Origin of the sequence: Salmonella sp. SSDFZ69 (genome assembly GCF_004010755.1) — a bacterium.
Classification (GTDB): Bacteria; Pseudomonadota; Gammaproteobacteria; order Enterobacterales; family Enterobacteriaceae; genus Salmonella; species Salmonella enterica.
Map to the genome: position 1 here is coordinate 3,692,588 of NZ_CP034831.1, position 19,625 is coordinate 3,712,212.

The following is a 19,625-nucleotide window of genomic DNA, read 5'->3' on the forward strand; positions in this document are numbered from 1 at the left end:
GATACTCCCGGCTGGAATGTGTGGTGATTTCGTTTCCACTACCGCCCCCAACTGTCCGTCGACTGGCGTTGCGGGACAATAACGAAGAGAGGGTCAGGCTTTACTGACGAATTCCCGATACGCGGCGACGACCCGCAGAAAATCCTCCATGCCGCACAGGGATAAACTCTCTTCATCGTAATAACTCATCCCCTCTTCCATCTCATCGCCGGAAAAATCCAGCTGATTGGCGCGAATCATCACTTCTTCGCCGTCCATCCAGATCGTGTATTCATGCCCTGCTCGTTGCCAGGAGCGTTCGCTGCCTTTGACCGTACGCGCGGCTTGTTCTACTTCATCCAGTAGCGAGAGATTGTCTTTAACCTCTTCATTAAACCAGTGACCGACCACCTCGTGGCCCATCGACATTCGTACTTTTACCCCTCCGGTAACGTCGCGCAGAAATTCGTAATCCATAATTGTTTTCCTCTGCCCTGGCAATGCGCCAATACCGCATTGCGCCTTGAGGTAATTATCGCAGCACGGTGAAAGAAAAACAGCGGGGCGCACAAAAGATAAAATAAAAATGCCAAAACGGTTTATTATTCATACAGAAAGTCACTCTAGCGCTTCAATATATCTACACGCGCTCCGACAAAGTGCTACGTGCCGCACCGTGGGGTATTGAGTCTCCACGACTGACAAACTCGCCGTTAGCGAAGCGCGATCTGGAAGAGTATTTATTTAATGAATGTGCTTTTCATATGCAGCCGTAATCAATGGCGCAGCCCCACGGCGGAGCAGGTGTTCCGCCGCTATCCAGGCCTTAGCGTCCGTTCCGCCGGCACCAGCCGCAACGCCAAAAAAAGCGTGTCGTGCGGGTTACTTCAGTGGGCTGACGTTATCTGCGTTATGGAGCAGAAACATAAAGATCGGTTGATGGCTGAATATCGTCGTATTATTGAAAATAAGCCCCTGCACGTACTCGATATCCCCGATGACTACCGCTATATGGACCCTGAACTGGTCAGGCAACTGGAAGAGCTGGTGCCGGAAGTGCTGGGGATATAGGCGTTGCCGCAAGGAAATGTCCATCATCCATCACGCTTACATTCACTTAATCTTCGTTAAGCGAAAACTCGACGACAAATTTCACATCAGGCAGCGCGCCGTTTAGATGAACTTTTATTATGTGCCGGAAGAGCGCAGGCATTAAAAATGGCTGCCCCTCATCCAGTTATAGCATTACCAGCCCGGTGTCCCTCTGGCGTTTTTTCAGAAATCATCAATACCCTGCCCACGCCGACGCCTGCTAGTCTTTCAGACGCTTCCTTATCATCCGGGTCGTTGTCATGAAATTGTTGGCAACTTGATAAGCGCTTTTCAACTGAGCTCCAGCAATGGGCGATATCAGCAGAGAAGCCGTAGTGAGTTGTATTTTTTGTCAGACGGTTGAAGGAAAATTCAGGAAGGATACATTATGTCTGTATTTCGACGAATAATTTATCATAGCGGTTGGTTTATTCTGTTTGGGCCGTTAATAGGCGCAGCCATCGCGATAGGTATCATAAACTTTTTACCCGCCATTATTGGCGGACCAGACTCATTTTTGTTCTATTTCTGCAGAACAATACCAGAATTAGTGATTATTACCGGCTGGATATACAGTCTCCTCCCCGCATGGTTAACCGGTGTCACCTGCGCGCTGATACCCCTGAAATTATATCAAAAAATAATTAACAGGATGATCCTTTGCGCCATTGCAGGTGGTCTGATCACGACGCTGTTTAATTTTGCGCGATATGGTTTTGACATAAGCATACTACCATTAATATATGGTGAAGTATTGATTATGCTTATTCCAGCGATTGTAGCCGGGGCAATAATGGGCGGGGTAATTACGTATTTGCCGGGGCTACGGGAAGTGAAGCGTAATAATAAATAAGAAGCGCCATTCGGGCCCGGAAATCCGGGCCCGTCTCTGTTACACCGCAGTCTGGAAAATCACCCCATCTGCTTTCTCAGTGTACTGAGAGAGCTGGTCGAAGTTCAGGTAACGGTAAGTATCCACCGCCGTCTTATCCACCTGCGCCACGTAGGTCTGGTACTCTTCCGGCGTCGGCAGTTTGCCGATAAGCGCTGCAACCGCCGCCAGCTCCGCAGAAGCCAGGAAGACGTTCGCACCGGTACCTAAACGGTTCGGGAAGTTACGGGTTGAAGTCGAGACGACCGTCGCACCGTCGGCTACACGCGCCTGGTTACCCATACACAGGGAACAGCCTGGGATCTCAATACGCGCACCGCTCTTACCAAACACGCTGTAGTAACCTTCTTCGGTCAGCTGCGCAGCGTCCATACGGGTTGGCGGCGCTACCCACAGGCGGGTTGGCAACTGGCCTTTGTGGCTATCCAGCAGCTTACCAGCCGCGCGGAAGTGGCCGATGTTGGTCATGCAGGAACCGATGAACACTTCGTCGATCTTCTCGCCCTGCACGTCAGACAGCAGACGCGCGTCGTCCGGATCGTTCGGCGCACAGAGGATTGGCTCTTTGATATCCGCCAGATCGATGTCGATCACCGCTGCGTATTCCGCGTCAGCATCGGCTTCCAGCAGCTGCGGGTCCGCCAGCCATTTTTCCATACCCTGGATACGACGTTCCAGCGTACGACGGTCGCCGTAGCCTTCGGCGATCATCCACTTCAGCAGGACGATGTTGGAGGTCAGGTATTCAACGATCGGCTCTTTGTTCAGCTTGATGGTACAACCGGCAGCGGAACGCTCGGCAGAAGCATCGGTCAGCTCAAACGCCTGCTCGACTTTCAGATCCGGCAGACCTTCGATTTCCAGGATGCGGCCAGAGAAGATGTTTTTCTTGCCTTTCTTCTCAACGGTCAGCAGGCCCTGTTTGATGGCGTACAGCGGGATGGCATGGACCAGATCGCGCAGGGTGATGCCCGGCTGCATTTTGCCTTTAAAACGCACCAGCACCGATTCCGGCATATCCAGCGGCATCACGCCGGTCGCGGCGGCAAACGCCACCAGGCCTGAGCCCGCCGGGAAAGAGATACCAATCGGGAAACGGGTATGGGAGTCACCGCCGGTACCGACGGTATCCGGCAGCAGCATACGGTTCAGCCAGGAGTGGATCACGCCGTCGCCCGGACGCAGAGAGACGCCGCCACGGTTCATAATGAAGTCTGGCAGCGTGTGGTGCGTGGTGACGTCAACCGGCTTCGGATAGGCTGCGGTGTGACAGAACGACTGCATGACCAGATCGGCGGAGAATCCCAGACAGGCCAGGTCTTTCAGCTCATCGCGGGTCATCGGGCCAGTAGTATCCTGAGAACCGACGGAGGTCATTTTCGGTTCGCAGTACGCGCCCGGACGGATACCTTTCACGCCGCAGGCGCGACCGACCATTTTCTGCGCCAGAGAGAAGCCGCGGCTGCTTTCCGCCACGTCTTTTGCCTGACGGAAAACGTCTGAGTGCGGCAGCCCCAGCGCTTCACGCGCTTTGGTGGTCAGGCCACGGCCGATAATCAGCGGAATACGACCACCGGCACGCACTTCGTCGATCAGCACGTCGGTTTTCAGTTCGAAGGTTGCCAGTAGCTCGCCGGTTTCGTGGTTACGCACTTCGCCTTTGTACGGGTAGACGTCAATCACATCGCCCATATTCAGGTTAGAAACGTCAACTTCAATCGGCAGCGCGCCCGCATCTTCCATAGTGTTAAAGAAGATAGGCGCAATTTTGCCGCCGAGGCACAGGCCGCCGCCGCGCTTATTCGGCACGTTCGGGATGTCATCGCCCATGAACCACAGCACGGAGTTGGTCGCGGATTTACGGGAAGAACCGGTGCCCACCACGTCACCCACGTAAGCCAGCGGGTAGCCTTTTTTCTGCAATGCTTCGATTTGTTTGATCGGGCCGACAACGCCTGGCTGATCCGGCTCAATGCCTTCACGGGCGTTTTTCAGCATCGCCTGCGCATGTAACGGGATATCCGGTCTCGACCACGCATCCGGCGCCGGAGACAGGTCATCGGTGTTGGTTTCACCGGTGACTTTGAAGACGGTAACGGTAATTTTGTCCGCCAGCGCAGGACGGCTCAGGAACCATTCGGCATCTGCCCAGGACTGAACAACCTGCTTAGCGTAGGCGTTGCCCGCTTTGGCTTTCTCTTCTACGTCGTAGAAGTTATCGAACATCAGCAAGGTGTGGGACAGCGCTTTGGCCGCAATCGGCGCCAGTTTCGCATCGTCCAGCGCATCAATCAGCGGATGAATGTTGTAACCACCCTGCATGGTGCCCAGCAGTTCAATGGCTTTTTCTGGGGAGACCAGCGGGGAGGTGGTGTCGCCTTTCGCGACAGCAGCGAGAAAACCGGCTTTAACATAAGCGGCTTCATCTACGCCAGGAGGAACGCGGTTGATCAACAGGTCTAACAGGAATTCTTCTTCGCCCATAGGCGGGGTCTTCAGCAGCTCGACAAGCGAAGCCATTTGGGTTGCGTCTAAAGGTTTTGGCACAATCCCCTGGGCAGCACGCTCAGCTACGTGCTTACGGTATTCTTCTAGCACGACGATATCTCCTCGCTCTCATTGTCATAATGCGGCGCTTTTGTTGATGGGCGATTCTCTTCACGCTCCTGTGAGACAGTAGTTAGTAGGGTAAATGCCCGGTACCGCATAAGGCACAATAACAGGATTTTCTTTAAGTGTTAATCTGTTTACAAAAAAGCAACATAAAAAAGTGGCTGAATCGTTAAGGATGGTCTAATGCTCTACTGAGACGGGAGCTGCAGCCATAAATGCTTACCTCATTTCGTGCTTTGATCGTCACGTAACGTTATCGATCCCAACATTAGCTAAAAATTAAACTATCGTCCCTTTATACTCACGCGAAACTGCACCCCGTCGGCGGCAGGCATAATGACCATAGCGATTCTCTGGAATCGGGAGAGATAAAATGACGTTGCCCTTTAAACCCCATCTCATTGCCCTTGTGTGCAGTGCCGGGTTATTTGCCGCTTCGGGCGTACTGTATGTTAAAAGCCGCGCTCCCGAAGCGCCCGCGCAGGCGGCAGCTCCCGCCCCTGAGCAAACGCAGACCGCTGTGCCCGCGCCTGTCGCGAAAACGACCTTTACCACTGCGCAAATCGATCAATGGGTCGCGCCTGTCGCGCTTTATCCCGATGCCCTGCTTTCGCAGGTGCTCATGGCCTCCACCTACCCGGCGAACGTGGTTCAGGCCGTCCAGTGGTCGCGGGATAACCCCACGCTGCAGGGCGATGCCGCTATTCAGGCGGTGGCCAGCCAACCGTGGGACCCCAGCGTCAAATCGCTGGTCGCCTTTCCCCAGTTGATGGCGCTTATGGGCGAGAATCCGCAATGGGTGCAAAACCTGGGCGATGCGTTCTTAGCCCAGCCACAGGATGTGATGGATGCGGTGCAAAGGTTGCGTCTGCTCGCTCAACAAACCGGTTCGCTAAAATCAACGCCGCAGCAAACCGTCACCAGCGTGCCGAAGTCCAGCGCTTCTACCGCCGTCACGACGACAACAACCACCACATCCGCCAGTACGCCAGCGACACCGTCGACCGTCATCAAAATTGAACCCGCGAATCCGCAGGTGGTGTACGTGCCGAACTATAACCCCGCGACGGTATATGGCACCTGGCCCAATACCGCTTATCCGCCGGTGTATTTACCGCCCCCTCCGGGGCAGCAGTTTGCCGATAGTTTTGTTAAAGGTTTTGGTTATAGCCTGGGCGTCGCCACCACCTATGCGTTGTTCAGCAGCATAGACTGGGATGACGACGATCATCACCACCATGACGACGACCATCATGATGATGATTACCATCATGGTGGTAACGGTTATCAACACAATGGCGATAATATCAACATCAATGTCAATAATTTCAACCGGATATCCGGGCAAAACCTGCCGGGCCAAACGATGGGCTGGCAGCATAATCCCGCCTGGCGCAATGGCGTCCCCTATCCGAATAATACCGTTGCGCAACGGTTCCATCCCACCAATGTTAGCGGCGGGTTAAGCGCAACGCAGCAAGCGCCAGTGTCTCGCGACAGTCAGCGCCAGGCGGCCATGACGCAATTCCAACAGCGCAGCCATACATCACCCGCTAACCTGTCAGGCGAGACATCCCGCGATAGACAGCGCAAAGCGGCATCGCAGCAGTTAAATCAAATTGCCCAGCGTAATAATTACCGTGGCTATGACGGAACACAAAACAGCAGTCGTCGCGAGGCGGCGCAGCAGACACTGAATAAATCCACCACGCAGCAGCATCGTTCCGAGCTGAAGGCTAAAGCCCAGCAGCACCCTGTTTCACAACAGCAGCGAGACACCGCCCGCCAGCGTATTGAATCCTCTACGCCGCAACAGCGTCAGGCATTTCGCCAGAATATGCACGCCAATGTGTTTAGCGGGAACGACAGTCGATCGCCGTCATGGCAATCGCAACAGCTACGCGGCCTGGAAAGCCGTCGCGGCAGTCACTTAAACACCGAGCAACGCGCCGCCGCGCGGGAACATTTTTCTGAACATCATGAATTTCATCGCCGTTAACCGGAGCAGATAATGAAAAAGGTTATGTTAAGCGCTCTGTTACTGTCATTACCCTTGCTGGGCTACGCGCAGGAACGGTTCCCCTCCCCGGAAGCGGCCGCCAGCGCCTTCGCCGCGGCGGTAGCCGGAAAAAACGAAACGCAGCTTACCGCGCTACTGGGCGATGACTGGCGGCAATTTCTGCCGCCGGAAGGTGCCGATCCCGAGGCCGTGGCCCGCTTCAATCGTGACTGGCGCGAAGGCCATCGCATTGTACAAAAAGACAATACGGCGCACCTGAATGTCGGACGAGAAGACTGGCAGCTCCCGGTGCCCATGGTGAAAGAGACTGGCGGCTGGCGCTTTGATATGGCGGCAGCCGGGAATGAGATCCTCACCCGTACTATTGGGCGAAATGAACTTTCTACCTTACAGGCCATGCATGCTTACGTTGATGCGCAGCAGGATTATTACTTACAAAACCATCGCTGGGCGCACAGGATAATCAGTAGCGAAGGCCAAAAAGATGGCCTGTACTGGCCAACCAAAGCAGGCGACGTCCCCAGCCCGTTAGGCCCAAACTTTAGCCCCGCAGCGCCAGACGAGGGCTATCACGGCTACCATTTCCGTATTATCAGCGATAACGACGGTCACGGCGCGGCGCTTCTGGCCTGGCCGATGCATTACGGCGAAACCGGGGTGATGAGTTTTATGGTCAACCAGGACGATCGTATTTATCAGGCGGATTTAGGCAAGGAGACGGAGAGTAAAGTTCAGGCTATCACGCGTTTTGCGCCAGACGCGCAGTGGCAGGTCGCCGAATAACCCGTAAGCGCCTGGCGTTATCGCCAGGCCATGATCATTAGCCCTGATGCGGCATTAATTCCGGGTGGCCTTGTACCGGCGGCTTGTTGCTGGTCAGCGCGGCTTCATCAGCCTGAATGCTGCCGGAATTAGCCGCCCATACGCCTTCATGCGTGTGGGTGATCTGCTGATGCTGCGCATTCAAATCCTCGCCCATTGCCGCAATATGCGTACTTTCCGTACCGCCGCTGTTAGTCGCCCAGGGGATGACGGGATCGCTGGCAAATGCCATGCCGGAAATCAACGTCGCAGTTAGCGCTGCTGTTGTCAGAAAAAGTTTCATATATCAAACCTCATAATTAGCTCGCTATTATTTTATAGAGTTACTAATTTCAGGGTGATGACAAAGTAAGGAGAGGTATTTCTTATGAAACAATTAGTTGGTCGAAAATGACAGACAAAGGCACTACCGACGGCATAAGCTTTGAAAAACGTACTGCTGCGGAAAAGATAAATTTTGCGGTTTCGTTATCCTTCGCCATCATTTGACACATCTGATTTGCTATGCATAAAAAAAGCGGCTGTAAAGCCGCTTTTTTGTATCGGGTGGCGCATTGCCACCTACAGAAGATTATTTCTTCTTCGCTTTCGGGTTCGGCAGGTCGGTAATACTACCTTCGAACACTTCAGCAGCCAGACCGACGGACTCGTGCAACGTCGGGTGCGCATGAATGGTCAGCGCGATGTCTTCCGCATCACAGCCCATTTCGATCGCCAGACCGATTTCACCCAGCAGCTCGCCGCCGTTGGTGCCGACAATCGCCCCGCCGATCACGCGGTGAGATTCTTTGTCGAAAATCAGTTTGGTCATACCGTCTGCGCAGTCAGAAGCGATAGCACGGCCAGAAGCTGCCCACGGGAAGGTGGCGGTTTCATAGCTGATGCCTTTTTCTTTCGCTTCTTTCTCGGTCAGGCCAACCCATGCCACTTCTGGCTCGGTGTAAGCGATAGACGGGATAACTTTCGGATCGAAGTAGTGTTTCTTCCCGGCGATAACTTCAGCGGCAACGTGGCCTTCGTGAACGCCTTTGTGCGCCAGCATCGGCTGACCGACGATATCGCCGATAGCGAAGATGTGCGGCACGTTGGTGCGCAGCTGTTTGTCCACGCGGATAAAGCCACGGTCGTCAACTTCCACGCCTGCTTTGCCCGCGTCGAGGTTTTTACCGTTCGGCACACGACCAATCGCCACCAGAACCGCATCATAACGCTGCGCTTCAGCCGGGGCTTTTTTGCCTTCCATCGAAACGTAGATACCGTCTTCTTTCGCTTCAACGGCAGTCACTTTGGTTTCCAGCATCAGGTTGAATTTCTTGCTGATGCGCTTGGTGAAGACTTTAACGATGTCTTTATCAGCCGCCGGGATAACCTGGTCGAACATTTCAACCACGTCAATCTCTGAACCCAGCGCGTGGTATACGGTACCCATTTCCAGACCGATGATACCGCCGCCCATGACCAGCATACGCTTTGGCACTTCTTTCAGTTCCAGAGCGTCGGTAGAATCCCATACGCGCGGGTCTTCATGCGGAATAAACGGTAATTGGATCGGACGAGAACCTGCCGCGATGATCGCGTTGTCGAAGTTGATCACGGTTTTGCCGTTTTCGCCTTCAACTTCCAGGGTGTTCGCCCCGGTGAATTTACCCAGACCGTTGACCACTTTCACCTTACGGCCTTTGGCCATACCCGCCAGACCGCCGGTCAGTTGAGTGATAACTTTTTCTTTCCAGGTACGAATCTTGTCGATATCGGTTTTCGGCTCGCCGAAGACGATACCGTGTTCAGCCAGCGCTTTGGCTTCTTCGATAACTTTTGCTACGTGCAGCAGCGCTTTAGAAGGGATACAGCCGACGTTCAGACAAACACCGCCAAGGGTGTTGTAGCGTTCTACAATTACGGTTTCCAGACCTAAATCAGCGCAACGGAAAGCGGCAGAATAGCCTGCCGGGCCCGCCCCAAGTACCACGACCTGAGTTTTGATTTCAGTACTCATCATGACCTCTTTATTTGTATCCGGCGGTCCGGGGTACTTGATCGCCCATCATCCACCGGGTCGTTCTATCCGCCCGTATCTTACAAAATTGTTAACAATTTTGAAACAACAAACGGATCACGAATTATCGCTTTCGCTAATAACCTCACAAACTCCATGAGATTATCAAAAAAAAGCCGGCCGTCGGGCCGGCTTTTTCATTACATCACCAGACGGCGAATGTCAGACAACATATTGTTGATAATGGTAATGAAACGCGCACCATCAGCACCATCGATCACACGGTGGTCGAAGGAAAGAGAGATAGGCATCATCAGACGCGGCACAAACTCTTTCCCATTCCACACCGGTTCCATCGCCGACTTAGAAACGCCGAGGATAGCCACTTCCGGCGCGTTAACAATCGGCGCGAAGTGGGTAGTTCCCAGACCGCCGATGCTGGAGATAGTGAAGCAACCACCCTGCATTTCGCCAGCGGTCAGCTTACCATCACGCGCTTTTTTGGAGATGGTGGTCAGTTCACGAGACAGCTCGGTCACGCTCTTCTTATTCACGTCTTTAAAGACCGGAACCACCAGGCCATTCGGGGTATCAACCGCCACGCCGATGTTGATGTATTTTTTCAGGGTCAGACGCTGACCGTCTTCGGACAGAGAGCTGTTGAAGCGCGGCATCTGTTCCAGAGCAGCGGCAACCGCTTTCATGATGAAGACCACTGGCGTGTATTTCACATCCAGTTTGCGCTTCTCAGCTTCGGCGTTCTGCTGTTTACGGAACGCTTCCAGATCGGTGATATCGGTTTTGTCGAAGTGCGTAACGTGCGGGATCATCACCCAGTTACGGCTCAGGTTCGCGCCAGAGATTTTCTGGATACGGCCCAGTTCCACTTCTTCAACTTCACCAAACTTGCTGAAGTCCACTTTCGGCCACGGCAGCATACCCGGGATACCACCGCCCGCAGCAGCCGGCGCAACTTCCGCGCGTTTGATTGCGTCTTTCACGTAAGCCTGAACGTCTTCGCGCAGAATACGGCCTTTACGACCGGTGCCTTTCACTTTCGCCAGGTTTACGCCAAACTCGCGCGCCAGGCGGCGAATCAGCGGAGTAGCGTGAACGTACGCGTCGTTTTCAGCGAACTCAGACTTGCCTTCCGCTTTGGCAGCCGGGGCAGCAGGCTTCTCAGCTTTCGCCGCCGGAGCCGGTGCCGCCGCTTCCTGTTTAGCCGGAGCGGCCGCAGGCGCTGCGCCTTCTACTTCGAAGACCATAATCAGAGAACCGGTTTTCACTTTATCGCCGGTGCTGATTTTGATTTCTTTCACGGTGCCCGCGAACGGCGCAGGCACTTCCATGGAGGCTTTGTCGCCTTCGACGGTGATCAGCGACTGTTCAGCGGCAACTTTATCGCCGACTTTGACCATCACTTCGGTGACTTCAACTTCGTCGCCGCCGATATCCGGTACGTTAACGTCTTTTACGCCCGTCGCTGCTGCTGGAGCAGCCGCAGCCGGAGCGGCTTCCGCTTTCGCTGGTGCTGCGGCAGGCGCTGCGCCCGCCACTTCGAAGACCATAATCAGTGAGCCGGTAGACACTTTATCACCGGTGTTCACTTTGATCTCTTTCACGGTGCCCGCGAACGGCGCCGGCACTTCCATAGAGGCCTTGTCGCCTTCGACGGTGATCAGCGACTGTTCAGCTTCAACGGTGTCGCCCACTTTCACCATCACTTCAGTCACTTCAACTTCGTCACTGCCGATATCCGGAACGTGAACGTCTTTCGCCGCTGCCGCAGCAGGTGCTGCTGCCGGCGCCGCTTCTTTCTTCTCTTCTGCCTTAGCAGGTGCAGCGTCGGCTGCACCGTCGGCGGAATCGAAAATCATGATAAGTGCACCGGTCTCGGTTTTATCGCCGACAGAGACTTTGATCTCTTTCACGACGCCAGCCTGCGGAGACGGGACTTCCATAGAGGCTTTGTCGCCTTCTACGGTGATCAGCGACTGTTCAGCTTCCACTTTGTCGCCCACTTTGACCAGAATCTCGGTGATTTCAACTTCATCTGTCCCGATGTCCGGTACTTTGATTTCGATAGCCATTATTCTTTTACCTCTTACGCCAGACGCGGGTTAACTTTATCTGCATCGATGTTGAATTTGGTAATCGCATCCGCTACCACTTTCTTGTCGATTTCGCCACGTTTAGCCAGTTCGCCCAGCGCTGCGACAACCACATAAGAAGCATCAACTTCGAAGTGATGACGCAGGTTCTCACGGCTGTCGGAACGACCGAAGCCATCCGTACCCAGTACGCGATAGTCGTCAGCCGGTACGTAAGTACGAACCTGCTCGGCGAACAGTTTCATATAGTCAGTAGATGCCACTGCCGGAGCGTCGTTCATCACCTGAGCGATGTACGGAACGCGCGGGGTTTCCAGCGGGTGCAGCATGTTCCAGCGTTCACAATCCTGGCCATCACGCGCCAGTTCGGTGAAGGAGGTCACGCTGTACACGTCAGAACCTACGCCGTAGTCGTTCGCCAGAATCTGTGCCGCTTCACGCACGTGACGCAGGATAGAACCGGAGCCCAGCAGCTGAACTTTACCTTTGCTACCTTCAAGGGTTTCGAGTTTGTAGATACCTTTACGGATACCTTCCTCGGCACCTGCTGGCATGGCCGGCATGTGGTAGTTTTCGTTCAGGGTGGTGATGTAGTAGTAAACGTTCTCTTGTTTCTCACCGTACATACGCTCCAGACCATCATGCATGATGACAGCCACTTCGTAAGCGTAAGCCGGGTCGTAAGAGATACAGTTCGGGATAGTCAGCGACTGAATGTGGCTGTGACCATCTTCGTGCTGCAGACCTTCGCCGTTCAGCGTAGTACGACCGGAAGTCCCGCCGATCAGGAAGCCGCGAGCCTGCTGGTCGCCAGCCTGCCAGCACAGGTCGCCGATACGCTGGAACCCGAACATGGAGTAGTAGATGTAGAACGGGATCATCGGCAGATCGTTGGTGCTGTAAGAGGTCGCCGCAGCCAGCCAGGATGCGCCTGCGCCCAGCTCGTTGATACCTTCCTGCAGAATCTGGCCTTTCTCGTCTTCTTTGTAGTAAGCAACCTGCTCACGGTCCTGCGGGGTGTACTGCTGGCCGTTCGGGCTGTAGATACCAATCTGACGGAACAGACCTTCCATACCGAAAGTACGCGCTTCGTCGGCGATGATCGGAACCAGACGATCTTTGATCGACTTGTTCTTCAGCATCACGTTCAGGGCACGCACGAAAGCGATCGTAGTGGAAATCTCTTTACTTTGCTCTTCCAGCAGCGCGCCGAAATCTGAAAGTTGAGGCAGCTCTAACTTCTCGGTGAAGTTCGGCTGACGGCTTGGCAGGTAGCCATGCAGCGCCTGACGGCGTTCATGCAGGTATTTGTGTTCTTCAGAACCTTCCGGGAAGGTAATGTACGGCAGTTTTTCGAGATCAGCATCGGCAACCGGCACGTTGAAACGATCGCGGACGTAACGCACGCCGTCCATGTTCATTTTCTTAACCTGGTGAGCGATGTTTTTACCTTCCGCGGTGTCGCCCATGCCGTAACCTTTAATGGTATGGGCCAGGATTACGGTCGCTTTGCCTTTGGTTTCCTGCGCTTTTTTCAGTGCCGCGTAGACTTTCTTCGGATCGTGACCACCACGGTTCAGCGCCCAAATCTGCTCGTCAGTCCAGTCGGCCACCAGCGCGGCGGTTTCCGGATATTTACCGAAGAAGTGCTCACGCACGTAAGCGCCGTCTTTGGATTTGAAGGTCTGGTAGTCGCCGTCAACGGTTTCGTTCATCAGCTGGATCAGTTTACCGCTGGTGTCTTTACGCAGCAGTTCATCCCAACGACCGCCCCACATGACTTTAATAACGTTCCAGCCAGCACCTGCAAAGATGCCTTCCAGTTCGTTAACAATCTTGCCGTTACCGGTGACCGGGCCGTCAAGACGCTGCAGGTTACAGTTGATAACAAAGACCAGGTTGTCCAGTTTTTCACGGGTGGCGATGGTGATCGCGCCTTTGGATTCCGGCTCGTCCATCTCGCCGTCGCCGAGGAAGGCGTAAACGGTCTGTTTAGAGGTATCTTTCAGGCCGCGGTGTTCCAGATATTTCAGGAATTTCGCCTGGTAGATAGCACCGATTGGGCCCAGACCCATAGAGACGGTCGGGAACTGCCAGAATTCCGGCATCAGTTTCGGGTGCGGATAGGAAGAGAGGCCATTACCGTGAACTTCCTGACGGAAGTTATCCATCTGTTCCTGGGTCAGACGACCTTCCAGGAACGCGCGAGCGTAGATGCCCGGAGAGATGTGGCCCTGGAAGTACACCAGATCGCCGCCATCCTGTTCGTTGCGCGCACGGAAGAAATGGTTGAAACAGACATCATAGATCGTGGCGGAAGACTGGAAGGACGCCATGTGGCCGCCCAACTCAAGGTCTTTTTTAGACGCGCGCAGCACGGTCATGATGGCGTTCCAGCGGATAGCAGAACGAATGCGACGTTCCAGCTCCAGATTGCCCGGGTATTCCGGTTCGTCTTCAACGGCAATAGTGTTGATGTAATTACTGGCCCCTGCGCCTGCCGCGACTTTCACGCCGCCTTTACGAGCTTCAGAAAGCAGTTGGTCAATCAGATACTGAGCGCGCTCAACACCTTCTTCACGGATGACCGATTCGATCGCCTGTAGCCAGTCGCGAGTTTCGATCGGATCCACGTCATTTGGGAAACGTTCTGACATGGGGGTATTCCTTATCTATCTAATACGTTGAGTTATCTGGAACCTGTCCCATTAAACTTTCGTCAGAAAGCTTAATAAGACAGGTTCTGCGTTTAGTTGCCGCGCACATTTTTGCGCGTTATTCACAACATCTTCTGGTTAACGTTCTGCCAGAAAAAACTAATTCTTGCGCTGCTCCAGACGGCGTAAAGCGCGTTCACGACGGCTCTCCTCACGGCTTCTGTCCAACATAATCTCTTCGATAAACGCCAGATGGCGGTGTGACGCTTCACGCGCTTCTTCTGGTTTTCCGGCCATAATGGCTTCAAATATACGGGTGCGATGCGTACTCACCAGCGGCAGCATCTCCCGACGCGCATACAGCAATTCGAAGTTCTGCCGCACATTTTGCGCCAGCATCGGCTCCATACACCTTAGCAGATGAAGCAATACCACGTTGTGCGCCGCTTCGGTGACGGCGATTTGATACTGGAGCACGGCTTCGGACTCGGCATCCAGATCGCCGGACTCTTGCGCCAGCTCAATGGCATGGTGCAGCTCGCGAATACGGTCTTTATCTTCGTCGGTGCTGCGCAGCGCCGCGTAATAAGCCGCAATGCCTTCCAGCGCATGGCGCGTTTCGAGCAGGTCAAACTGGGATTCAGGGTGATCGGAGAGCAGTTCCACCAGCGGGTCGCTAAAGCTCTGCCACAGGCTGCTCTGCACGAAGGTTCCGCCGCCCTGGCGACGAAGCAACAATCCCTTCGCTTCGAGACGTTGAATCGCCTCGCGCAAGGAGGGACGGGAGACGTCGAACTGTTTTGCCAGTTCACGTTCCGGTGGGAGTTTTTCTCCGGGACGCAATGTTCCCTCAAGGATTAAAAACTCCAGCTGCTGCTCGATCACATCGGAGAGTTTTGGTTGGCGGATTTTGCTGTAGGCCATGATTTCCTGTCTTAAGCCATTTGCCCGGAGTCAATTGGTCTTACCAATTTCATGTCTGTGACGCTAAAGTAACAAAGTATTCACCTTCTGTCCATACAGGTTTTGATTGAAATCAGTAAAGGAGGCACATTTTAACAATTTTACAGAAATCATGTTTCAAAACTGTAACTGTGCACAAATGTTAAATTTACCCACCAGGAGGTAGATTTAACGTATTTGAAACGATAAAAAATCTCATCTGAACCGATTCAACAGTAGATTAAATGCATTTTTATGCATAAATAATGAATAAAAACAAATTAACATCTGTAAGGGAAAATAAAAGGAGGTATTTACAAGTGCTTTCTTTTTACGCAACTCGTCATCACCCCTGCACAAAGCAGGTGCATTCGCGGCCACATACCATTATTCTGATCAAGACGAAAGAGTTGAAGTGACATTTTAAAAAACGAGCTTGTAAATAAATCAATACAAAAAGCGGAATTGCAAACTTACACACGCACTACTGCATCGTTCAAAATAAGCGCGTTATGAATAAACCGCGCCCGATACACGAGGTTTTATAATGGACAGTCAGCAGCACGGCGAGCAGCTCAAGCGCGGCCTGAAAAACCGCCATATTCAGCTTATCGCATTGGGCGGCGCGATAGGGACAGGCTTGTTCCTGGGAAGCGCCTCCGTTATTCAGTCGGCGGGGCCAGGAATTATCCTGGGCTATGCGATTGCAGGCTTTATTGCCTTTCTGATTATGCGCCAGCTGGGAGAGATGGTGGTTGAAGAACCGGTCGCCGGCTCTTTTAGCCACTTCGCCTATAAATACTGGGGCGGCTTTGCCGGATTCGCTTCCGGCTGGAACTACTGGGTGCTGTACGTATTAGTTGCCATGGCGGAACTGACCGCAGTGGGTAAATATATCCAGTTCTGGTATCCGGAGATCCCCACCTGGGCTTCTGCGGCAGCCTTCTTTGTGATTATCAACGCCATCAACCTGACCAACGTTAAAGTGTTCGGTGAGATGGAGTTTTGGTTCGCCATTATTAAAGTGATCGCCGTCATCGCTATGATTCTGTTCGGCGCGTGGTTACTCTTCAGCGATACCGCTGGTCCGCAGGCCACCGTGCGCAACCTGTGGGAACAGGGCGGCTTTCTGCCGCATGGCTGGACCGGGCTGGTGATGATGATGGCCATTATTATGTTTTCGTTCGGCGGACTGGAGCTGGTAGGGATCACCGCCGCTGAAGCCGATAACCCGGAACAGAGCATTCCCAAAGCTACCAATCAGGTTATCTATCGCATCCTGATTTTTTATATCGGCTCGCTGGCGGTTCTGCTTTCGCTGCTGCCATGGACTCGCGTCACCGCCGATACCAGCCCGTTTGTCCTTATCTTCCATGAGCTGGGCGATACGTTTGTCGCCAATGCGCTGAATATCGTGGTTCTCACCGCCGCGCTATCGGTTTATAACAGCTGCGTTTACTGCAACAGCCGTATGCTGTTCGGTCTGGCCCAGCAGAGAAATGCGCCGAAAGCGCTGCTGAACGTCGATAAACGCGGCGTGCCGGTGAGCTCCATTTTGGTTTCCGCCGTCGTGACGGCGCTGTGCGTGCTGATCAACTACCTGGCCCCAGAGTCCGCATTCGGACTGCTGATGGCGCTGGTGGTCTCCGCGCTGGTCATTAACTGGGCGATGATTAGCCTTGCCCATATGATGTTCCGTCGCGCGAAACAGCAGCAGGGCGTGAAAACCCGCTTCCCGGCCCTGTTTTATCCGTTCGGCAACGTTCTCTGCCTGCTGTTTATGGCGGCGGTATTGATCATTATGCTGATGACGCCAGGTATGGCGATCTCCGTGTGGCTGATTCCGGTATGGCTGCTCATCCTGGGCGTCGGCTACCTGTGTAAAGAAAAAACGGCAAAAACGGTGAAAGCCCACTGATCGTGACGTTACTTTTCCGCCCTCCCCGTCCGGGGAGGGTGTTATCTGCCTCACAGTTTTCCACGTATAACCATTTTATCCATATCAGCGGCGTGATCCTGCTACGCAAATAAAAGCTCGCAGGCGAATAATTACCGCCATCATCTGATGGGGAGAAGTCTCAATGGATAAGGGCAGACTTTCGGTAAGAGAGAAAATCGGGTATGGCATGGGCGACGCCGGATGTAACATTATTTTTGGCGCTATCATGCTGTTTGTTAATTATTTTTATACGGATATTTTTGGTCTTGCCCCGGCGTTAGTCGGTGTTTTACTCCTTTCAGTACGCGTTATCGATGCCGTTACCGATCCGGTGATGGGCGCGCTTGCCGATCGTACCCAAAGTAAATATGGTCGTTTCCGCCCCTGGCTACTGTGGATTGCATTTCCCTACGCGCTGTTCAGCGTGCTGATGTTCACGACGCCGGACTGGGGCTATAACAGCAAAGTTGTCTATGCTTTCGTCACCTATTTTCTGCTTTCTGTGACCTACACCGCCATCAATATTCCCTATTGCTCACTGGGCGGCGTGATCACCAATGATCCAAAAGAGCGCGTGGCCTGTCAGGCTTATCGCTTCGTGTTAGTCGGCATCGCGACGCTGTTGCTATCGTTAACGCTATTGCCGATGGTGGACTGGTTTGGCGGCGGCGACAAAGCCAAAGGCTATCAGTTGGCGATGACCGTGCTGGCGATTATCGGCATGGGTATGTTTCTGTTCTGCTTTGCCAGCGTCCGCGAACGCGTTCGCCCTGCCGTTCCGACGCACGATGATATGAAGAATGATTTCAAAGACGTGTGGAAAAACGATCAATGGGTACGCATTCTGCTATTGACCTTATGTAACGTCTGCCCGGGGTTTATCCGTATGGCGGCGACCATGTATTACGTCACCTGGGTGATGGGACAAAGCACCCATTTCGCTACGCTTTTTATTAGCCTTGGCGTGGTCGGTATGATGATCGGCAGTATGCTGGCAAAAGTCTTAACCGATCGCTGGTGTAAATTGAAGGTATTTTTCTGGACCAATATCGCGCTGGCGATTTTCTCCTGCGCGTTCTATTTCTTTGATCCGAAAGCTACCGTGATGATAGTGGCGCTCTACTTCCTGCTCAATATTCTGCATCAGATCCCTTCCCCGCTGCACTGGTCGCTGATGGCGGACGTCGATGATTACGGCGAATGGAAAACCGGCAAACGCATTACCGGTATTAGCTTCTCCGGTAATCTGTTCTTCCTGAAACTGGGCCTGGCGATTGCCGGGGCGATGGTCGGCTTTTTGCTCTCCTGGTACGGTTATGACGCCAGCGCCAAAGCGCAAAGCGCCTCGGCGATGAACGGTATTATGCTGTTGTTTACCGTTATCCCCGGCGTTGGCTATCTGATTACCGCAGGCGTGGTACGTCTGCTGAAAGTTGACCGTGAACTGATGAAAAAAATCCAGGACGATTTGGAAAAACGTCGCACTAATTACCGCGAATTGAGTGAGTTGCAGGAGCTCAAAGCCGCTGAAAGCGTAAGGAAAGCCTGATGGCAAACTGGCCAAACCCGTTTATTGAACAACGTGCCGATCCGTTTATTTTACGCGACGGCAGCGATTACTACTTTATTGCCTCCGTACCGGAATATGACAGGCTGGAAATCCGCCGGGCTGATTCGCTGGAAGGGTTGCGCGCCGCCGACCCCGTTGTCGTCTGGCGCAAACCGGAAAGCGGCCCTATGAGCCAGCTCATCTGGGCACCGGAACTTCATCATCTGGCGGACAAGTGGTACATCTATTTTGCCGCTACCCATACTCAAGCGCTTGATAAGCAGGGAATGTTCCAGCACCGCATGTTTGCCCTGGAGTGCGCCGATGCCGACCCACTCACCGGCAAGTGGACGGAGAAAGGCCAAATTAAAACGCCGTTTGATACCTTCGCCCTCGATGCCACCACTTTTTATCATCAGGGAAAGCAGTGGTATCTGTGGGCGCAAAAAGCGCCGGATATTGCCGGTAACTCAAATATTTATCTGGCTGAACTGGAAAATCCGTGGACGATTAAAGGCGAGCCGGTAAGACTCAGTAAGCCAGAGTACGACTGGGAGTGTCGGGGTTTTTGGGTTAACGAAGGTCCGGCCGTCGTGGTGCATGGCGACAAGCTGTTTATCAGCTATTCGGCCAGCGCCACCGATGAAAACTACTGTATGGGGTTACTGTGGATTAACGTAAACGACGATCCGCGCGATCCGGCCAACTGGCATAAATCACCGCGCCCGGTCTTTACCACCAGCTATGAAAATCGCCAGTATGGGCCGGGACATAACAGCTTTACGCAAACGCCGGAAGGTGAAGATGTACTGGTGTACCACGCGAGAAATTACACCGAAATTGAAGGCGATCCGTTGTACGATCCCAACCGCCATACGCGTCTGAAACGGGTGCGCTGGGACGAAAACGGGATGCCTGATTTTGGCGTGCCGCCAGCCGATACGATCTAAGCCGTTGCACTGCCCGGTGGCGCTAACGCTTACCGGGCCTACAGATTTTTCCATTGTAGGCCG

Annotated in this window: 14 protein-coding genes; 7 read left to right on the forward strand and 7 right to left on the reverse strand. The window is 53.5% G+C overall.

What is annotated here, in order from left to right:
• Positions 1-93: 93 nt before the first annotated feature.
• Positions 94-456 (reverse strand): protein YacL, encoded by a 363-nt coding sequence (gene yacL, locus EOS98_RS18410; RefSeq protein WP_000384308.1) that lies wholly within the window; start codon positions 454-456, stop codon positions 94-96.
• A 270-nt stretch (positions 457-726) separates the two neighbouring features.
• On the opposite strand from yacL, the gene EOS98_RS18415 reads away from it, so the two are divergent.
• Both EOS98_RS18415 and EOS98_RS18420 read left to right on the forward strand, forming a co-directional pair.
• Positions 727-1,050, forward strand: coding sequence for a low molecular weight protein tyrosine phosphatase family protein (locus tag EOS98_RS18415; RefSeq protein ID WP_001101536.1), 324 nt, complete (start codon positions 727-729; stop codon positions 1,048-1,050).
• A 409-nt stretch (positions 1,051-1,459) separates the two neighbouring features.
• A complete protein-coding gene (locus EOS98_RS18420; RefSeq protein ID WP_127821194.1) occupies positions 1,460-1,924 on the forward strand; it encodes a hypothetical protein in 465 nt (154 codons plus the stop codon).
• Positions 1,925-1,963: 39 nt separating this feature from the next.
• Here EOS98_RS18420 and acnB read toward each other — a convergent pair whose 3' ends face one another.
• On the reverse strand, positions 1,964-4,561 hold the full coding sequence (gene acnB / locus EOS98_RS18425; RefSeq protein WP_126524276.1) for a bifunctional aconitate hydratase 2/2-methylisocitrate dehydratase: 2,598 nt from the start codon (positions 4,559-4,561) through the stop codon (positions 1,964-1,966).
• Between the two features lie 388 nt (positions 4,562-4,949).
• On the opposite strand from acnB, the gene EOS98_RS18430 reads away from it, so the two are divergent.
• Entirely contained in the window at positions 4,950-6,575 is a 1,626-nt protein-coding gene (locus EOS98_RS18430) for a DUF3300 domain-containing protein (RefSeq protein ID WP_126524277.1), read from the forward strand.
• A 12-nt stretch (positions 6,576-6,587) separates the two neighbouring features.
• Positions 6,588-7,379 (forward strand): DUF2950 family protein, encoded by a 792-nt coding sequence (locus EOS98_RS18435; RefSeq protein WP_000757452.1) that lies wholly within the window; start codon positions 6,588-6,590, stop codon positions 7,377-7,379.
• Positions 7,380-7,416: 37 nt separating this feature from the next.
• Here the strand turns inward: EOS98_RS18435 and EOS98_RS18440 are convergent, their stop codons facing one another.
• From EOS98_RS18440 to pdhR, 5 genes are all read right to left on the reverse strand, one after another.
• Positions 7,417-7,701, reverse strand: coding sequence for an outer membrane protein (locus tag EOS98_RS18440; protein ID WP_000765363.1), 285 nt, complete (start codon positions 7,699-7,701; stop codon positions 7,417-7,419).
• Between the two features lie 288 nt (positions 7,702-7,989).
• On the reverse strand, positions 7,990-9,414 hold the full coding sequence (lpdA, locus tag EOS98_RS18445; protein WP_001519338.1) for a dihydrolipoyl dehydrogenase: 1,425 nt from the start codon (positions 9,412-9,414) through the stop codon (positions 7,990-7,992).
• A 200-nt stretch (positions 9,415-9,614) separates the two neighbouring features.
• Positions 9,615-11,504, reverse strand: coding sequence for a pyruvate dehydrogenase complex dihydrolipoyllysine-residue acetyltransferase (gene aceF, locus EOS98_RS18450; RefSeq protein ID WP_126524278.1), 1,890 nt, complete (start codon positions 11,502-11,504; stop codon positions 9,615-9,617).
• 14 nt (positions 11,505-11,518) lie between these two features.
• Positions 11,519-14,182: a pyruvate dehydrogenase (acetyl-transferring), homodimeric type gene (gene aceE, locus EOS98_RS18455; protein ID WP_000003841.1), complete on the reverse strand. Its 2,664-nt coding sequence runs from the start codon at positions 14,180-14,182 to the stop codon at positions 11,519-11,521.
• Between the two features lie 159 nt (positions 14,183-14,341).
• Positions 14,342-15,106 (reverse strand): pyruvate dehydrogenase complex transcriptional repressor PdhR, encoded by a 765-nt coding sequence (gene pdhR / locus EOS98_RS18460; RefSeq protein WP_000331771.1) that lies wholly within the window; start codon positions 15,104-15,106, stop codon positions 14,342-14,344.
• 562 nt (positions 15,107-15,668) lie between these two features.
• Here pdhR and aroP point away from each other — a divergent pair.
• The 3 genes from aroP (at position 15,669) to EOS98_RS18475 (ending at position 19,562) form a co-directional block, all read left to right on the forward strand.
• Entirely contained in the window at positions 15,669-17,042 is a 1,374-nt protein-coding gene (gene aroP / locus EOS98_RS18465; protein ID WP_164550774.1) for an aromatic amino acid transporter AroP, read from the forward strand.
• 163 nt (positions 17,043-17,205) lie between these two features.
• Positions 17,206-18,612, forward strand: coding sequence for a glycoside-pentoside-hexuronide (GPH):cation symporter (locus EOS98_RS18470; protein WP_000357539.1), 1,407 nt, complete (start codon positions 17,206-17,208; stop codon positions 18,610-18,612).
• A complete protein-coding gene (locus EOS98_RS18475; protein WP_076937524.1) occupies positions 18,612-19,562 on the forward strand; it encodes a family 43 glycosylhydrolase in 951 nt (316 codons plus the stop codon). The genes EOS98_RS18470 and EOS98_RS18475 overlap by 1 nt, the downstream gene beginning before the upstream one ends.
• The last annotated feature ends 63 nt before the right edge of the window (positions 19,563-19,625 follow it).

What these genes read in the sequence shown, in the direction of transcription:
- EOS98_RS18470 (WP_000357539.1), top strand. Translation starts at nt 17,206, where the DNA reads ATGGATAAGGGCAGACTTTCGGTAAGAGAGAAAATCGGGTATGGCATG.
- EOS98_RS18440 (WP_000765363.1), bottom strand. Translation starts at nt 7,701, where the DNA reads ATGAAACTTTTTCTGACAACAGCAGCGCTAACTGCGACGTTGATTTCC.
- yacL (WP_000384308.1), bottom strand. Translation starts at nt 456, where the DNA reads ATGGATTACGAATTTCTGCGCGACGTTACCGGAGGGGTAAAAGTACGA.
- EOS98_RS18415 (WP_001101536.1), top strand. Translation starts at nt 727, where the DNA reads ATGAATGTGCTTTTCATATGCAGCCGTAATCAATGGCGCAGCCCCACG.
- aceF (WP_126524278.1), bottom strand. Translation starts at nt 11,504, where the DNA reads ATGGCTATCGAAATCAAAGTACCGGACATCGGGACAGATGAAGTTGAA.
- pdhR (WP_000331771.1), bottom strand. Translation starts at nt 15,106, where the DNA reads ATGGCCTACAGCAAAATCCGCCAACCAAAACTCTCCGATGTGATCGAG.
- EOS98_RS18435 (WP_000757452.1), top strand. Translation starts at nt 6,588, where the DNA reads ATGAAAAAGGTTATGTTAAGCGCTCTGTTACTGTCATTACCCTTGCTG.
- EOS98_RS18420 (WP_127821194.1), top strand. Translation starts at nt 1,460, where the DNA reads ATGTCTGTATTTCGACGAATAATTTATCATAGCGGTTGGTTTATTCTG.
- EOS98_RS18430 (WP_126524277.1), top strand. Translation starts at nt 4,950, where the DNA reads ATGACGTTGCCCTTTAAACCCCATCTCATTGCCCTTGTGTGCAGTGCC.
- aceE (WP_000003841.1), bottom strand. Translation starts at nt 14,182, where the DNA reads ATGTCAGAACGTTTCCCAAATGACGTGGATCCGATCGAAACTCGCGAC.
- EOS98_RS18475 (WP_076937524.1), top strand. Translation starts at nt 18,612, where the DNA reads ATGGCAAACTGGCCAAACCCGTTTATTGAACAACGTGCCGATCCGTTT.
- lpdA (WP_001519338.1), bottom strand. Translation starts at nt 9,414, where the DNA reads ATGAGTACTGAAATCAAAACTCAGGTCGTGGTACTTGGGGCGGGCCCG.